Below are 15,998 nucleotides of genomic sequence, written 5' to 3'. Positions count from 1 at the left end.
GGTCTGAGTAGACAGTCTCGGCGAACTCCTGCGCGTCGAGCCGGTCCTGCAACAGCCCGGCGTGCTGCCAGAACACCTGGTCGATCACATAGTCCGTGTCCAGATAGATCGTCGTGACCGTGATGGGGCCCTCGGGGTCACTGCCATACAAGGTGTTTGCGCCTAGCAGCACAACATCGCCGACGGTCACCGGCTTCTGGCCGAACTCGCTGAACAGAATGGCCGATCCCGACCGTATGACGATGACTTCGATGCAGTCATACGCGACGGGGCCAATCGGGCGATGAACAGTCCTGGTTCGCGCCAGGATCGGCTGGTAGTCGTGGATCGCTAGGGGCATCAGCCGCGCCGCCAAGCATGTCCGCGCGAAGGCAACCTGAGTTGAGTGTTCGGGTGACCATGACGCCACCCGGCGGTCACTGACCGGATGCTGCGACTCACCGTGTCGTGCGCCGTTGAGGTTCCACTGTCATTTGGCGGGAGGACGCGCTTTCGCCGCCTACTTATCCCTCGGTCGTCCGCCATGACGCCGGTCCACGGCCGCCGTTCGGCTTCAGCCGAGGGCGACCTCGATATCTGTACTCAGGCTCGTCCATGGCGGCGGAAAGAGGTGACTGGGTGCGGGCGGACGCTCCGTCGTCCACCGCCCGCTATCGGTTAGCGGGGCAGCTGGATCAGTGGATGTCTTGATGGCGGATGCTCCTGGTGGCAACGGCAGCGAGGGCGGCTGCGATGAGGATGAGCAGGATGTTTTGCCAGGGGCGCGGGTCGCCGTCGGGGAGCTGGGGGACGAGGGCGAAGGGTGAGGCGTAGAGCGCCTCTGGTGGCACGAGGCGGAACTCGACGGCGAACTCGAGCGCCTGGAAGGCTCCGACGACGATGAACGCGACGGCAGTCGCGGCGCGCGGGATAGTGGCGAGCAGCACGGCGGTGAACGCGATGAACACCCATGCTGCGGGCGCTCGGAGGGCGCCGGCGATGGCCAGGATGCTGAACGAGCCGGGGTCGGTGCCGATTTGCGCGATGCCGATGCCGAGCCCGAATGCGATCAGCACGGCGAGGGCTGCCAGGGCTCCGGTGATGGCGTAGGCGAGTAGCCAGTGGGAGCGGGCGACGGGGCGGGAGAGGACGGCTTCGGCGCGGCCGCTGGTGACCTCGCCGCGGAGCCGGAGGGTGGTCTGGATGCCGAGGATCGCGGCGAACAGCGGGGAGAGGTAGAGGGCGACCTGGATGAGACCTGCGCCGCTTCCCGCACCGCTGCCGAGGGAGAGGTCGATCTGTTCGTCCACGGTCGAGGACACGCCCCCGATCAGGAGCCCGACGACAAGTCCGCCCGCGGACCAGCCGATGACGGCCCCTCGGCTGGTGCGCAGGGCGAGGGAGGTGGGACCGCGCAGGGCGGCGCTGGCGTGCGCCGGTCCCACCCGTTCGGGGAGCAGCCCGGCGCCCAGGTCGCGCCGGGAGGCGATCCACACCGCAACCGCAGCGAGAGCGATCGTGAGCCCGAGGACCGGCAGGAGCATCCAGGCATCGTTATGAGCGAAGGGGCGAACGGCGGCGATCCACCCGAACGGGGACATCCAGTAGGCGTTCCCGCCGATGGCGTCACCGGCGCCACGGAGAAGGAAGAACGCAGCCACGACCGCGACCGCGATGCCGGTTGCGGCGCGGGCGGTCTGCACGATCTGCCCGGTCAGCGCGGCCAACGCTGCGGCGAGCAGCCCGAACGAGGCGACCTGTGCCCCGACCAGGACAGAGCCCCCGGCCGACGCGCCAATGCCGAGGAAGCCCACACTCACGACGATTCCGGCCGCCAGTGATCCGGCCGCGGTGACGCACAGCGCCGCGGCCAGCGGCGCGGCACGTCCAATGGCCGCAGAACCGAGCAGTTCGCTGGTGCCGCTTTCTTCCGGAGCGCGAGTATTGCGCACCACGGTGAGGACGGAGGCGAGGCTGACGAAGATCGCCGCGATCCCCAGCATCCGCCATAGCCCGATACCGCCGACATCGGTGCTGGACACGGGGCCGATCATGAACAGCTCGCCTGCGCTGGCGTTGACGGAGGCGGCCAGTGCTTCTCGGTCGGCCGCGGTCGGGTAGGTGGCGATGATGCCTGCGGCGATCATCACCAGCAGCAACCCGGACAGCAGGTACCAGGCGGAGCCGTGCAGCCGTTCCCGGCGAAGCGTTAGCCCGAGCATCGGGCGGGTTCCGGTCAGCGTGTTCATGCCGTCGCTCCGGCCCGGGCCTTGGCGGTGCCGGTCTGGTCGTAGTAGTGCAGGAACAGGTCCTCCAGGGTTGGCGGGGCGACGGTGAGGGTCTCGATCCCGAAGGAGGCGAGCCGGGTCATCACCTCATCGAATCGAGTCGTGGTCAGCTCGACCCGGTGCCCGTCGACGGCGATCTCCTCGATGCCCGCAAGTGTGTCCAGGCCTGTCGGGGGTCGGGTCAGCGTCGCGGTCACCACGGTCGTCGCGTGCCCTCGCAGTTCGGCCAGGGTGCCGGTGTCAACGACCCTGCCGGCGCGGACGATGCTGACCCGGTCGCAGAGCTGTTCGACCTCGGAGAGGATGTGGCTGGACAGCAGCACGGTGCGCCCTTCATCCCGAGCCTCGTGCACGCATTGCTTGAACACCTCCTCCATCAGCGGGTCCAGGCCTGCGGTCGGCTCGTCCAGGATCAACAACTCCGCGGTCACGCTGAGCGCGGAGACCAGGCCGACCTTCTGCCGGTTGCCCTTGGAGTAGGTGCGCGATCGCTTGGTGGGATCCAGTTCGAAGCGCTCGATCAGCGCGTCCCGCCGCGCACGGTCCTCGCCGCCGTGCATCCGCGCCAGCAGGTCGATGACCTCCCCGCCGGTCAGGTTCGGCCACAGGCTCACATCACCCGGCACGTACGCCAACCGTCCACGGACCTCTGGCGCGGCCGTCCACGGGTCATGGCCCAGCACGCGGACCCTGCCGCTGTCGGCGTGCAGCATTCCCAGCAGCACGCGGATGGTGGTGGACTTGCCCGCCCCGTTCGGCCCGAGCAGGCCATGTACCTCCCCGGCACTGATCGTCAGGTCCAGCCCGTCCAGTGCACGCGCGTGCCTGAACGACTTGGTGATCTGCCGCAACTCCACGAGGTCTGTCATGGCAGGGATACTACACGAGATTCGTGAACTACATGAATCCTGGGTAAGGTGCCTTGAGGGACAGACTCGATGACAGGAGGCCACGATGGACGAACAAGACGACAAGTTCGTGGAGCGGTTCGCCGACGTGCTGGCCCGATCCGGCTGGCCGCGCATGTCCGCCCGCATCTTCGCCGCTCTGATGGTGACGCCGACCGGCGCACGCACCGCCGCTGAGCTATCCGCGCAGCTTGGTGTAGGCCCGTCGGCGATCTCCAACGGTGCGAAGATGCTCCGCACCCTCAGTCTGGTCGACGTGACCCGGCAGAGCGACCGCCAGATCGTCTACGAAGTCCGCCCCGACGCCTGGATGGAAGCCGTCGCCCACAATGAGGATGCCCTACGCACCCTCGAAGGCGTCCTCACCGACGGCGCCCACACCGCCACAGACCAGCGAGCCTCGGCACGACTCATCGAGACCGCCGACTTCTTCGCCTTCCTACGCGCACAGCTCCCAGCACTCGTCCAGCAGTGGCGCGCCATGCGCTGAGTCACGCTCAGAAGCCCGAACCCCGAGCATGTACTCGATGCCCGATCCCGCTGACCTCACTGGACGTGCGCGTATCCGCGACGCAGCAACGGCATTGTTCGCCGCGCAGGGTTTTCACCGGGTCACCGTGAGAGCGATCGCGAGCGCCGCCGGGGTGAGTCCGGGGCTGGTCACCCATCACTTCGGTTCCAAAGAGGGACTACGCCGGGCGTGCGATGAGCATGTCGTCTCCGGCCTGTTCGATGAACACTTCGAGCGAGACTCACCAGGCAGTCTGGTCCGATCATTGGCCGAGCAGGTGGGCGCTGCAAGCGCGAAGATCGACTACATCGCACGGATGCTCGTAGAGCCGGGAACAGCCGGCGACGAATTGTTCAACCGCCTGGTGGCGAGCACTGCACGCCGCTTGGCCGCCGGACGAGAAGCGGGCACGATCCGGTCCGGATGCGATACCCACGTCACAGCGCTGATCGTCACCGGCCACGAACTCGCGCAACTCGTCCTGCGAGAGCGGGTCCGGAGTGCATTGGGAGCCGATCCACTCTCCCCCGAGGGCATAGGCAGGCTCACCGCGCCCGCCCTCGAACTGCTGAACCACGGCCTCTATGTCAGCGACACCACACTAGCTACCACTCGCGAGGCGATAACCCGACAGGACAGCAGCACGCCGACGCCGTAGAAGAGACACGGGCCGGCCGAGAGCGGAGCGCGAGCACTGAAGGGGCAGCACCATGTACTGAGATGAAGCTGCCCGAGCTGCCACGCGTCTTGCAGGTCGAGGGGGAGACCCGCCGTGCCAGACTGACACTCCGATGCGATGGGAGGCGTGATGTACGTTCCAAGCCTTCAAGAGGCTGTGAACCGGTACGCGACGAGCCTCGCCGTGCCTTCAATGCTGGAGAAACTGCATCCACGCACTCGGGGAAATCCAGGGAACGCTGGTGCGCTCGCACCAGCGATTGTCCTGACCTCCGTTTCCGCCTTCGAGGGCTTCGTCGAGGAGTTCCTGGCACTCGTCGCAGCTCACCGAAACCAGAGCTTCGGGCAGATTGCCAAGCTCGTGTCTATGAACAACCCGACGGTCAGGGTTTTCGATGAGAAGCTCCGTCAGGTCCTCGCCTGGGGTGACGGAACGAGTTGGAAGACTCTCTTCTCGGTGAATGTATGGAAACCGCCCGCGATCGGCGATTCATCGTGGATCGGGAAACAGACGCTCTCTTGGGCGGACACCGAAGCCCACGCTGACGGCTGGATGCAGGTGCGCCATTGTCTCACCCACGGCCTCGCCCGCGGATTCCGCTCCGAGGTCTGGCCGGGCCCGCTCAGAGGAACTGTCGCGGCGTCGAGCGTGCTGAGGCCACGAAGCAACGGCAAGCACTCATTGTCCGTCCATGGTGCGGAGTCCTGCGCGCACATCTATCGCGTGTGCGCACAACGTCTCGCAGACGAAGCAGCTTCCTTCATTGGTCACCCCGCACTCGACTGGTCGAAGGTGCCGGACTTCAAGCTCTGAGTGACCTTGTCCCGCGCACCTACCGCGCGTGACGGTCTCAATGCGGGTTATGTCGGCGGGCGATGGCTACAAGTACCTGCTGCGCACGGTCGCGGCCGCGGACGGCGACCGCGAGTTGTCCACGCCTTTGACGAGGTAATACGTGGAGACGGGTACACCGCCGGGCCAGTGGCTCGGGTCCGGTGTCGTCTCGCTCGGCAAGGGTCAGCTCGCGGTGGGTGACCGGGTGTGGCTATGTCAACTCCATCCGGCCCCGGGATGACGGCCCGACTTGGCCCCAGCTAACGCGAGATCAGCAGCACAGGGCATTCCGGGGATGCCCTCTGCGAGGCTGGTGCCCATGAGTGCTGAACCTTCCCTTGTGCCCGAGCTGGCCGTCACCGACTGCGATGTGTCCGTCCGGTTCTGGCGTGACCTGCTCGGCTTCGAGGTGCTCTACGACAGGCCCGAGGAAGGCTTCGCCTACCTCGCCCTGGGTGGCGCCCACCTCATGCTCGACCAAGCCGACATCGGCAGGACATGGCGAACGGCACCCTTCGACCCACCCTTGGGGCGCGGGATCAACTTCCAAATCTCCGTGCCCGATGTCGCCGATCAACTCCGGCAGCTACGCGAAGCGGGCTGGCCACTGTTCATGGAGCCAGAAGAGAAGTGGTACCGCATCGGCCCGAGCAAAGAGGCGGGCGTTCGCCAGTTCCTCGTACAGGACCCCGACGGCTACCTATTGCGACTCCAGATGTCCCTGGGGCACCGAACGTTGGAGCAGGAGCTCAACGCGGCAGAACAGCGCGTTTCCAGCCTGGTGTCAGGGGCGTGCAGCGAAGATTTGTTCGCGCAGGATCTCTGCGTGACCAACGTGCTGGGCTGTCTCGCGGATGCAGTGCAGCATGATCCAACGCAGGGTCATGGGACCGAACCGGTGTCCAGTGATGACCTCATCGAGGTCATGCCCTCCGATCGCCTCCCGGGAACGCGCGCACGCCTCGTGGTAACCCTCGCGAATCGAATCGATGGTGTCCGTCGCCCCAAGGACGAAACTGTCGGTCGGCGTGGCCGGTAGGCCCAGCTGGGCTCGGGTCACTCCCATGAGTAGCTCGGTGAACCAGATGGTCTCCACCAGGGTCAGATGCTTCACCAAGCCCAGAACAGTGGTTTCCGATGGCACGAGTGACTGCCGTGCCTCCTCGTCGGTCAATCCGTCGAGCGTCGCCACCGCCGCACCACGGTGTTCGTCGAGGAACGTGGTCAACATCGTGAACTCGTCGGCCTGGCAGGCCCCGAACGACGGTGGGAGCGAGAGTGGGACGGGTCCTGACATGCCTTCACACTAAACCAGCCGACCCGCGGCTACTAGTTCCATTGACCTCAGATCGGGCCTTGGCCGAGGCTCGGTTCAGGTGGTCCGGGGCGGCCGCTCCCGTTTGCGGCTGTCCACCCGGTGGGTGTGACTTTCATTTGGCGTGCGCTACCCCGGGCCACCGCGAGGGCGGGAGAGGCTGAAGAGGGGAATGACGGCTGGTAGTAGCGGTGCCCTCCTGACCCGAAACCCATTCGGCGCAGGAAAGGGAAGGCACATGGACACTGGCGTGGTCATCGGGATGGACCCCCACAAACGCACCGTCACCATCGAGGTGATGGACGCCCAGGAACACGTCCTGGGACATGAGCAATTCACGACCGACGCGGACGGCTTCGGCCAGATGCTCGCCTACGCCCAGACATGGCCGGAACGTGTGTGGGCGATCGAGGGCTGCGCCGGGATCGGCCGACACGTCGCCGAACGACTCGTGCTGGCCGGCGAGCAGGTCGTGGATGTTCCCGCGAAACTGTCGGCGAGGATGCGGATGTTCGCCACGGGTCAGGGACGCAAGACCGATGACACCGACGCCCACTCGATCGCCCTGGTCGGGGTCCGCATATCCGGGCTGCACCCGGTCGTGACCGACGCCCAGTTGGAGGTGTTGCGGTTGTTGGTCGACCGGCGCCGCAGGATCGGTGACGAGCATGTGATGAAGGTCTGCCAGCTGCACCGGATCCTGCTCGAACTGATCCCCGGCGGGGCGAAGACCTCCTTGTCAGCAGCCCAAGCCCGCAAACTCCTCGCCGCCGTCGACGGACAGGTGAGCATCACGGCAGCGAGCTTGGTGGGCAAGATGTTCTACCTCTTCCGGACGCTGCTCGAGTCCGACGGGGTGGCCATCGACAGCTTGGATGACCTGGACTTTGAGTCGCCCGCTGTGCAGACGAAGTTCAAGGATCTCTATCTCCGCAACGCCCTGCCGCCGATCCCGGTTCTGGTCAGAGTGGCCGGCTCGTCCTACGAGGGAGCGATCTACGTGAGCCTCGACCCTGGCTACTTCGTGGGTGATGCCGCGCAAGACTTGTTGGAGGGCTCCCACCGCGTTCTCGGCACCGTCCGCCATATCGTCGCGGATGGCGACGACGGGTACCTCGCTACGGATCCATGGCTTCTTGCTGGTTGGGAGCATCTCCTGCGCCGGTTGCTCATGGCGCATTTGGGCGACCAAGTCCAGAGCCTGACAAGCGAGCTCGACATCAAGCCTCCGGAAGATGATGCCTACGGCTGGATCAAGGGCCCCGCGGTGGTGCTGGACGCCGTCGCCATCTACTGAACCGCGGGCCCCTCAGGCTCTGGATCTCTGCAGTGCGGGGGAGCACGGCGTAGTGGTCAGTCGCACGCCCTCGGCCAGCCGTGCAGGGGGACGTAGTCAGATTCCGGTCAGCGGGTAGTGGGGTTCTGGGGGCAGGTGGACCGTGATGTCGTCCCCGGTCGACACCGTGCCGCCGCGGGCGACGATGCCCATCACCCCGGCGAGCTTGACCACCGTGCCGTCGGCTGCCTTGTGGAGGACCTGCTTGAGCAGGCCGGCCTGGAAGTCGTTGATCTGTTGGCAGGGGTTGCGCAGGCCGGTCAGCACGACCACCGCGTCCCCGATGGCCAGGCGTGTGCCGACGGGCAGGGCGAGCAGGTCGAGGCCGTGGGTGGTGATGTTCTCCCCGAGCTGTCCTGGTGCCACGTCGTGCCCGGCTGCCCGCAGGTCGTCGAACAGTTCGTCGTGGATGAGGTGGACCTGGCGCATGTTCGGCGTGCTCGGGTTGTCCTTGACCCTGCTGCGGTGTTGGACGGTGACACCACAGTGGGCGTCACCTCCCACGCCGAGTCCTTCGAGCAGCGTGATGGTCTCGACGGTCCTCTTACTGAACCCGTGGACGGGGCTCACGTGGACAGACGCGACGTGTGGACTCATGCGGTCATCAAACCATGGTGCGAGATGTCGCCGATACCCATGCGGCCTCCATCAGGAGCGAGGTCGGCGGCAGTTGAGGACGTTCAGCTCACGGGTAGCCCGCCCGGTTCGCTCTAGCATCTGCGAACGAGGATGAACCCGTCCCATCCCTTTACGCCGACAGTTTGGAGCACAGTGGCGGTCAGGTCGGGATTAGCGGCGATGGCATCGACGACAGCACGGACGCCTCGAACCGAGCCATCTTGCGATGCATCGTCGGCGACACCGCCGTTGCGAACCACGTTGTCGATCACGATGAGGGCCCCCGGGCCGGTGAGCTGGAGTGCCGCCTCAAGGTAAGTCGGGTTGCTGGGCTTGTCCGCGTCGATGAAGATCAGATCGAACGGTTCGGTGTCCTCGTTGATCAGTTCGCGGGCAGACTCGGCAGCTGGACCTTCCATGATCCTGACTCGGTCGGCAACCCCCGCTCGCGCAATGTTAGCCCGGGCGACGGCGACGTTCTGGGGCTCAAGTTCCAAGGTGACCACGCGCCCGTTAGCCCCGACGCTTCGGGCAAACCAGATGGTCGAGTAGCCAGCCAGGGTGCCGAACTCCAGGACCCGCTTCGCTCCGCACAACTGCACGAGCATGGCCAAGAACGCACCTTGGTTGGGTGCCACCTCGGCGTTGGGCATCGTGGTCTCCTGGCCCGACTCCCGGGCGGCGACCAGAGCCATGTCCTCTTCGACAAGCGCCTTGGCGAAGTAGTCGTCAACGGCTTGCCAAGCGGGGGCAGTGGGGTAACGGTTCACGGGTGTGACATCAACCGGCGCGGTGATCTCGCTCATGGTCCCAGCCTGCCAGCCGGCCGCTAATGCGCGGACGTCGACCCAACGGTCCGTTGCCTTCGGCTCCCCGTCCTTGCAATCGACGCGGCAAGAGCGGGCAGGTGGATGGGACGCTCTCCACTAGTCGATCTGACCAGGGCCTTGAAACCTCTCGAAGAACCAGCCAGCCTCGGACGGGACGATGGCGACCAGGTCGTCTGGCACATCCAAGTTGTAGCGGGCCGCCAACTCCCCGACCTGAATCCCGACGAGTGCGCGCAGCCGACCCAAGGCCATGGAAAGCTCGTCAGTACCTGGTCCCCAGCCTCTGCCACCGTGTCCTCCAGAGGGACCGACGTCATCCATGAAGGTGCGAAAGAGGCCCTGACAGACCTTGACCTGCCGCTCCAAATCACGACCAATATCGGGATTGTCTAGGTGTCGTCCTAGCTCACGTCGAATCTCAGCTGCGGAGCGGACACAGTCTTCCTCCACTTCGAGGCTGAAGTCCTTCCACAACATGCGCCGATCGCCGAAGAGATTGAGGACACGCCTTGCGATCTCGCGGTCGTCATCCCGCTTCTCCCACTGGATGCCCCCAGCCGCGCCGGAAACGCCGGTCAGTCGGTATCTCATTTCAACCCACCCCTGTCATGCCACCAGTGTTGCAGCGACCTCGTTCGGGCGTCCTACCACAGCCCACCCCCAAGTCGCTGGTTTACCGCTTCTCGGCGGATGATCGATGTCACGCGCCTGTGGCGGGCGTCCGGTGCCGGGCTCGGGTGTGGGCGAGGCGGTAGGAGTTGGTGCCGGTTTCGATGATGGTGGCGTTGTAGGTGAGGCGGTCGACGATCGCTGCGCACAGGCGGGGGTCGGTGAAGGTGTCGGTCCACGCGGAGAACGACTGGTTGGACGCGATCGCGATGGCGTTCTTCTCCTCGCGTTCGGTGAGGACTTGGAACAGCAGTTCGGCGCCGCGCCGGTCGAGTTCCATGTAGCCGAGCTCGTCAATCACAAGGAGGTCGACGCGGCCGTAGCGGTTGATGGTCTTGGTGAGTTGTTTCTCGTCGGCGGCTTCGACGAGCTCGTTCACGAGCCGGGTGGCGAGGGTGTAGCGGACGCGGTAGCCCTGTTCGGCGGCTGCGGTGCCGAGCGCGATGAGCAGGTGGGATTTGCCGGTGCCGGAGTCCCCGATCAAGCACAGGGGGTCACCGCGGCGGATCCAGTCGCCGGTGGCGAGCTCGTTGATGGTGGCGGGGTTGATGTTGGGGTTCGCGGTGAAGTCGAAGTCGGCGAGCCATTTCTCGCGGGGAAAGCCGGCGCTCTTGATGCGGCGCAGGGTGGAGCGACGGTCGCGGTCGTCGACCTCGGCCAGGAGGAGTTCGGCGAGGAAGCCCTGGTAGGTGAGTTGTTCCTTGGTGGCGGCCGTCACGGCGTCGTCGACGACGGCGCGGATGGTGGGCAGCCGCAGCCGGCGGCAGGCCTGGTCGATCGCGGCCTGCGCGGCTTGTTCGGTCAGGCTGTGACGCCGGCGAAGGCTCGCGGGACGGCTGGTGCTGGTGGTGGTCATGGGGTTCCTGTCGGGGTGTTGTGGTGTGCCTCGGAGGGGGCCGGGGCGGGATCGGGTTGGCGTCGGCGCAGGAGTTCGTCGTAGGCGGTGACGGTGGGCAGGGGGCGGGTGTCCTCGGGTAGCTGCGCGATGACCTGGTGCGGGTTGGTGGGGCGTCGGGGTGGCAGGTTCACGACCGTCCCACCACGGGCCGGGGCGGCCGGAGTTGCGGGTGTGTGGCCGGTGGCGTGGCGGCGGGCTTCGACGGCGACGACGTCGGGGCTGATCGCGCCGACCGACAGGGCCGAGGTGATGCCGGCGATCACCGCCTCGGCTGGGAGGGATCGGTGGAGCAGGAGTACGTCGATCAACGCTTGGGTGCCGGCGACGTCGCCGCTGGTCTTGCGGGCCGCGGCCCAGAACGCGTCGTGTGCTGCGGTGAACGCTCCGGCGGCGCGGGCCTGCGCGAGGGCTGTGGAGCCGGGGAACGCGCCGGGCTTGTTCCGCAGGACCTCGAGGTAGTGGTCCAGCTCGACCCTGGTCACGCCACGGGTGCCGAGGCGAGGGTGAGTCGCGACGACGGTGCGGCCCTCGAACACGACCACGCACGAGGTCCGCAGGCTGACGCGGACGCGTTGCCCGATGAGGTGCGCGGGGACGGAGTACTTGACCATGCGGACGGTGATCAGGGCGGAGCGGTCGACTCGGGGATGCAGGATCAGGCCGGGGTCGAAGTCGTCGACCGGCAACGGAGCCAGGTGGGGCAGTTCGGCGTGGAAGTCCTGCCCGATCGTGTTGGCGTGCCCGGCGATGCGGCGCGTGTTGTCATCGACTTCCCAGGCGCGGATCCTGTCGTTGAGTTCGTCCAGGGTGGCGACCTCGGGCATGGGTGCGAGGTGGTTGCGGCGGAACCAGCCGACCTCGCCCTCGACGCCGCCCTTCTCGTGGGCGCCGTCGATGCCCGGGCTGGCAGTAGAACGCGTCGAAGCCGTAGTGGGAGCGGAACAGAACCCAGCGTTCGTTCTCGTCGCGTAGCCGGTCGCCGCCGTGAATGACCTGCACGACAGCCGACGTGAGGTTGTCGTAGCGAATGTGGCGGGTCGGGATGCCGCCCAGGGCGTGGAAGGCCTCGATGTGTCCTTCGAGGAAGGCCTCCTGCCCGCCTGTCGGGTAGACGCGGTGGATGGCCTTGCCGGAGTGGGACAGGCGGTAGACGAACATGTGGCACTTGGTCTTGACGCCGTCCAGGATGACGTAGACCTCGCCGAAGTCGACCTCGGCCTCCGCGCCGGGGGCATGGTCCTGCGGCACCATCGCCTCCACCCGGCGCCCAGCCTCCAGATCGATCTGCGCGCGCCGGACCCGGACGTAGTCCCGCACCGTGGAGTAGGACAGGTCGGCGGCGCCGTGCTCGTCGCGCAGCCGGGCCAGGATCCTCGTTGCGGTGTGACGCTGCTTGCCTGGCGCGGTCAGGTCATAGGTGAGCATCTCGTCGATCGCCGCCTTGTACGGGTCCAGCCGTGGGGCGGTGCGGACCGGTTTCTTGCGGGGTGGGGGCTCGGCATCGGCGAGGGCCTGGCGGACGGTGCGGCGGTGGACTCCGTGTTTGCGGGCGAGCTCGCGGATGGACAGGCCATCGACTCGCGCGTCGTGGCGGATGTCGGCGTACAGCTGCACTCGTGACCCCATCTTGGCTCCCTTGCCCTCGCGACTGGTTCCCAGTGATGGGGACCAGCGTGAAGGGGTGGGGCCAGTTCAGACCGTCAACACCCCGGCAAGTCGCACGCGGGGCCAGATCAGACCGTCACAACGGGGCCAAACCAAGCTGTCACAACCACCGGGTGTCGGAGGCCCAGCTCCAGCTCCTGATGGGCATGGGCCGTGACCCGATCACCGGCGACCCGCTCGGACACGCGTTCCCCGCCTACAAGTCCGTGCCGGAGCGGATCGAGGCCCGTACCGCCGACCTCGACCCCGGCCTGAGCCCTGGCGCCAAGAGCGAGGCGGTTGCGCGGATCGAGGCCGAGGAGACCGAGCGCGGCAGGCGCCGGGCGGTGGCCGGGTTCGACTTCACCTTCTCGATCCCGAAGTCGGCCTCAGCGTTGTGGGCGGTTGCGGACGCGGGGACGCAGACGCTGATCGGTGAGGCGCATCATGCGGCGGTTGCGGAGGTGGTTGCGTTCATGGAGCGGGAGGTTGCAGCCACCCGCTCTGGCGCAACCGCCGGTGACGGCGCGGTTGCGCAGGTTGATGTGACCGGGTTGGTGGCGACGGCGTTCGATCACTTCGACTCCCGGGCTGGCGACCCCCACCTGCACACCCATGTCGTCATCTCCAACAAGGTGCAGACCGCCTTCGACGGCAAGTGGCGGTCGCTCGATGGGCGGCCGATGCACGCTGCCGTGGTCGCCCTATCCGAGCTGCATGAGGCGGTGTTCGCCGACCACATGACCCGCACCTTCGGTGTGGAATGGGAGGCGCGCGACATGGGCCGGGACCGCAACCCGGCGTGGGCGATCAGCACCGTACCGGAGGAGCTGGTCCAGGAGTTCTCCACCCGTGCCCGGCACATCGACGCCGAGAAGAACAGACTCATCGCCGAGTACGTCGCCAAGCACGGCCGCCAACCCTCCACCGCCACGATCATCAAGCTCCGCGCACAAGCCGCCCTCGCCACGCGTCCCGAAAAGGAGGTCCGGTCGCTGGCGGACCTCACCGCCGAGTGGCGCACCCGCGCCACCGGGGTCCTCGGAACGGATGCGGCGGCCTGGGCACGCGCGGTGACGGACAACGACAAGGCGCTGCTGCTACGTGCCGATGACGTGCCACTGGATGCGATCGCTGACCTCGGGCAGTCGGTGGTCGGGGTGGTGGGTGAGAAGCGGTCCACGTGGCGGCGGTGGAACCTGATGGCTGAGGCGTCGCGGCAGACGATGGGCTGGCGCTTCGCCACCATGCAAGATCGCGAAGCCGTGGTGGGGATGATCGCCGACGCCGCCGAGTCCGTGTCGCTGCGGTTGACGCCGCCCGACCTCGCCACGTCGCCGGCCGCGTTCCGGCGGGTGGATGGCACGAGCGTGTTCCGCCCGAAGCACTCGACTGTGTTCTCCTCCGAGCTGCTGCTCGCGGCCGAGGACCGGCTGCTCGACCGCTCCCGCACCCTGACCGCGCCCACCGTCCCGCTCCCCACGGTGGAGAAGATCGCCGGCCGTCCTGATGCCGAGGCGCGGATGCTCGGCGAGGACCAAGCCGACGCACTCACGAAGATCGCAGTCTCTGGCGGGATGCTAGATGTGCTGGTGGGCCCGGCGGGCGCCGGGAAGACCACGGCGATGTCCGCGCTTCGCCGCGCGTGGGAGAAGGAACACGGCGAGGGGTCCGTGGTCGGGCTTGCGCCGTCCGCGGTGGCCGCGCAGGTTCTCTCCGAGGACTTGGGGATTGCGACGGAGAACACGGCGAAGTGGTGGCAGAACCACCTCGTCCACGGCGAGGACTTCGAGGCCGGTCAGCTCGTCATCATCGACGAAGCCTCCCTCGCGGGAACCCTCTCGCTGGACCGCATCACCCACCTGGCCGAAAGAGCCGGGGCGAAGGTGCTGCTGGTGGGCGACTTCGCCCAGCTCCAGTCTGTGGACGCGGGCGGAGCCTTCGGACTCCTCGTCAACGACCGCGACGATGCACCCGAGCTGCTCGACGTCCACCGCTTCACCAACGCCTGGGAGAAGACCGCCTCCCTCGCCCTCCGCCACGGACGCACGCAGGTGATCGACACCTACCTCGACCACGACCGCATCCACGACGGTGACGCCGAGGCGATGACCGATACCGCCTACACCGCGTGGCGTGCCGACCGGGAACGCGGGTTGGTGTCGGTGCTGGTCGCTGAGACCCGCGACGACGTGAGCGCCCTCAACCAGCGTGCTCGTGCGGACCTGATCCTCGACGGCACATTAAAGCCCGGTCGGGAGGTTGAGCTGAACGACGGCACCACTGCCGGGGTGGGGGACACGATCATCACCCGCCGCAACGACCGCCGCCTACGGTCCGGGAAGACCTGGGTGCGCAACGGTGACACCTGGACCATCACCGGCGTCCGCGACGACGGCTCGGTCACGATCCTCAAGACCGGCCGCCGGTTCGGCGGCTCCATCGTCCTCCCAGCCGCCTACGTGTCCGATCATGTCGATCTTGGATACGCGATCACCGCCCATAGGGCGCAAGGTGTCACCGTCGATACCGCGCACGTGCTGGTGGAGCCGACCACCACGCGGGAGAACTTCTACGTCGCGATGACCCGCGGCAAGCACTCCAACCACGCCTACGTGATCCTCGACCGGGACGACGAGCACGCCCACCCGCACCCGGGCGACACCCCTGACGCCACCGGCCGATCAGTGCTCTACGGCGTGCTCCAACACGTTGGCGCGGAGCTGTCCGCGCACGAGACCATCACCGCCGAACAGGAGCAGTGGGGTTCGATCGCCCAGCTCGCCGCCGAGTACGAGACCATCGCCGCTGCAGCCCAACACGACCGCTGGGCCACCCTCATCCGCGCCTCCGGGCTGACTGCCGAACAAGCCGACGCCGCGATCGAGTCCGAGGCGTTCGGGGCACTCACCGCGGAACTGCGCCGCGCCGAGGCCAACCACCACGACCTCGACACCTTGTTCCCGCGGCTGGTTGCCGCACGCGGGTTCACCGACGCCGACGACATCGCCTCCGTGCTCCACTACCGGGTGGCTCGCGCCACCGCACACCCGGCCGGCTCAGGCCGCACCCGCAAGACGCCACGACTGATCGCCGGACTGATCCCGTCCGCAGACGGCCCGATGACCGGCGATATGCGCCACGCGCTCGATGAGCGACGAGAGCTGATCGAGACCCGTGCCGACGCGGTGCTCGACACCGCACGCCAGGCCGGCGAGCCCTGGACGAAACCACTCGGTCAGCCACCCCGCGACCCGCGCAAGACAGCGGCCTGGCGATTGCACGCCCGCACCATCGCCGCCTACCGCGATCGGTACGGCATCACCGAGGACACGCCACTCGGCCCGGCCCCGGAAAACACGGCGCAGAAGATCGACCACGCCCGCGCACGCCAAGCACTCGACCAGACCACACGCCTCACCTCGCCGCCCAGTACGCCGGCCGCAGCACAGCGACGCACTTCGGAGCGAAGCCGGCCTGGCCTATGAA

Annotated in this window: 11 protein-coding genes and 5 pseudogenes; 7 read left to right on the top strand and 9 right to left on the bottom strand. The window is 67.1% G+C overall.

Features of this window, described 5'->3' with window-relative positions:
• The 3 genes and pseudogenes from PINTE_RS15615 to PINTE_RS15605 all read right to left on the bottom strand — a co-directional run.
• Positions 1-340: pseudogene (locus tag PINTE_RS15615) on the bottom strand (AraC family transcriptional regulator); the annotation flags it as partial.
• Between the two features lie 334 nt (positions 341-674).
• Positions 675-2,228 carry an ABC transporter permease gene (locus PINTE_RS15610; protein ID WP_068432627.1) on the bottom strand — a complete coding sequence of 518 codons (1,554 nt, stop codon included), beginning with the start codon at positions 2,226-2,228 and terminating at the stop codon, positions 675-677.
• Positions 2,225-3,136 (bottom strand): ABC transporter ATP-binding protein, encoded by a 912-nt coding sequence (locus PINTE_RS15605; RefSeq protein ID WP_068432626.1) that lies wholly within the window; start codon positions 3,134-3,136, stop codon positions 2,225-2,227. The genes PINTE_RS15610 and PINTE_RS15605 overlap by 4 nt, the downstream gene beginning before the upstream one ends.
• Before the next feature lie 85 nt (positions 3,137-3,221).
• Between PINTE_RS15605 and PINTE_RS15600 the strand changes: the two genes are divergently transcribed.
• The 5 genes and pseudogenes from PINTE_RS15600 to PINTE_RS24445 all read left to right on the top strand — a co-directional run.
• Positions 3,222-3,665 (top strand): GbsR/MarR family transcriptional regulator, encoded by a 444-nt coding sequence (locus PINTE_RS15600; protein ID WP_068432624.1) that lies wholly within the window; start codon positions 3,222-3,224, stop codon positions 3,663-3,665.
• A gap of 37 nt (positions 3,666-3,702) precedes the next feature.
• On the top strand, positions 3,703-4,344 hold the full coding sequence (locus tag PINTE_RS24780; RefSeq protein WP_169798545.1) for a TetR/AcrR family transcriptional regulator: 642 nt from the start codon (positions 3,703-3,705) through the stop codon (positions 4,342-4,344).
• Between the two features lie 147 nt (positions 4,345-4,491).
• On the top strand, positions 4,492-5,178 hold the full coding sequence (locus tag PINTE_RS22070) for a hypothetical protein (protein ID WP_217996612.1): 687 nt from the start codon (positions 4,492-4,494) through the stop codon (positions 5,176-5,178).
• Between the two features lie 40 nt (positions 5,179-5,218).
• Positions 5,219-5,422 (top strand): annotated as a pseudogene (locus tag PINTE_RS25080) (hypothetical protein); the annotation flags it as partial.
• Between the two features lie 72 nt (positions 5,423-5,494).
• Positions 5,495-5,896 (top strand): annotated as a pseudogene (locus PINTE_RS24445) (bleomycin resistance protein); the annotation flags it as partial.
• An 87-nt stretch (positions 5,897-5,983) separates the two neighbouring features.
• Here the strand turns inward: PINTE_RS24445 and PINTE_RS22060 are convergent.
• Positions 5,984-6,430, bottom strand: a complete 447-nt coding sequence (locus PINTE_RS22060; RefSeq protein WP_157087291.1) for a DinB family protein — start codon at positions 6,428-6,430, stop codon at positions 5,984-5,986.
• 322 nt (positions 6,431-6,752) lie between these two features.
• Here PINTE_RS22060 and PINTE_RS24440 point away from each other — a divergent pair, with 322 nt between their 5' ends.
• A complete protein-coding gene (locus tag PINTE_RS24440) occupies positions 6,753-7,811 on the top strand; it encodes an IS110 family transposase (protein ID WP_245642982.1) in 1,059 nt (352 codons plus the stop codon).
• Between the two features lie 96 nt (positions 7,812-7,907).
• On the opposite strand, the gene PINTE_RS15580 is transcribed toward PINTE_RS24440, so the two are convergent.
• The 5 genes and pseudogenes from PINTE_RS15580 to istA all read right to left on the bottom strand — a co-directional run bounded on the left by PINTE_RS15580 (position 7,908) and on the right by istA (position 12,491).
• Positions 7,908-8,447, bottom strand: coding sequence for an MOSC domain-containing protein (locus tag PINTE_RS15580; protein WP_068432620.1), 540 nt, complete (start codon positions 8,445-8,447; stop codon positions 7,908-7,910).
• A gap of 113 nt (positions 8,448-8,560) precedes the next feature.
• Positions 8,561-9,274, bottom strand: a complete 714-nt coding sequence (locus PINTE_RS15575) for an O-methyltransferase (protein ID WP_084343665.1) — start codon at positions 9,272-9,274, stop codon at positions 8,561-8,563.
• Positions 9,275-9,394: 120 nt separating this feature from the next.
• Complete coding sequence (locus PINTE_RS22820) at positions 9,395-9,889, bottom strand: DUF6650 family protein (RefSeq protein ID WP_157087290.1); 495 nt, start codon at positions 9,887-9,889, stop codon at positions 9,395-9,397.
• A gap of 109 nt (positions 9,890-9,998) precedes the next feature.
• Positions 9,999-10,823, bottom strand: a complete 825-nt coding sequence (gene istB, locus PINTE_RS15570) for an IS21-like element helper ATPase IstB (protein ID WP_068432616.1) — start codon at positions 10,821-10,823, stop codon at positions 9,999-10,001.
• Positions 10,820-12,491 (bottom strand): annotated as a pseudogene (istA, locus tag PINTE_RS15565) (IS21 family transposase). Before istA ends, istB begins: the two are co-directional and overlap by 4 nt.
• Positions 12,492-12,640: 149 nt before the next feature.
• Between istA and mobF the strand changes: the two are divergent.
• Positions 12,641-15,997 (top strand): annotated as a pseudogene (gene mobF, locus PINTE_RS15560) (MobF family relaxase); the annotation flags it as partial.
• Position 15,998: the final 1 nt, after the last annotated feature.

It is taken from the genome of Piscicoccus intestinalis NBRC 104926, assembly GCF_001515525.1.
Classification (GTDB): Bacteria; Actinomycetota; Actinomycetes; order Actinomycetales; family Dermatophilaceae; genus Kineosphaera; species Kineosphaera intestinalis.
This window is presented reverse-complemented; position numbering and strand designations above follow the sequence as displayed.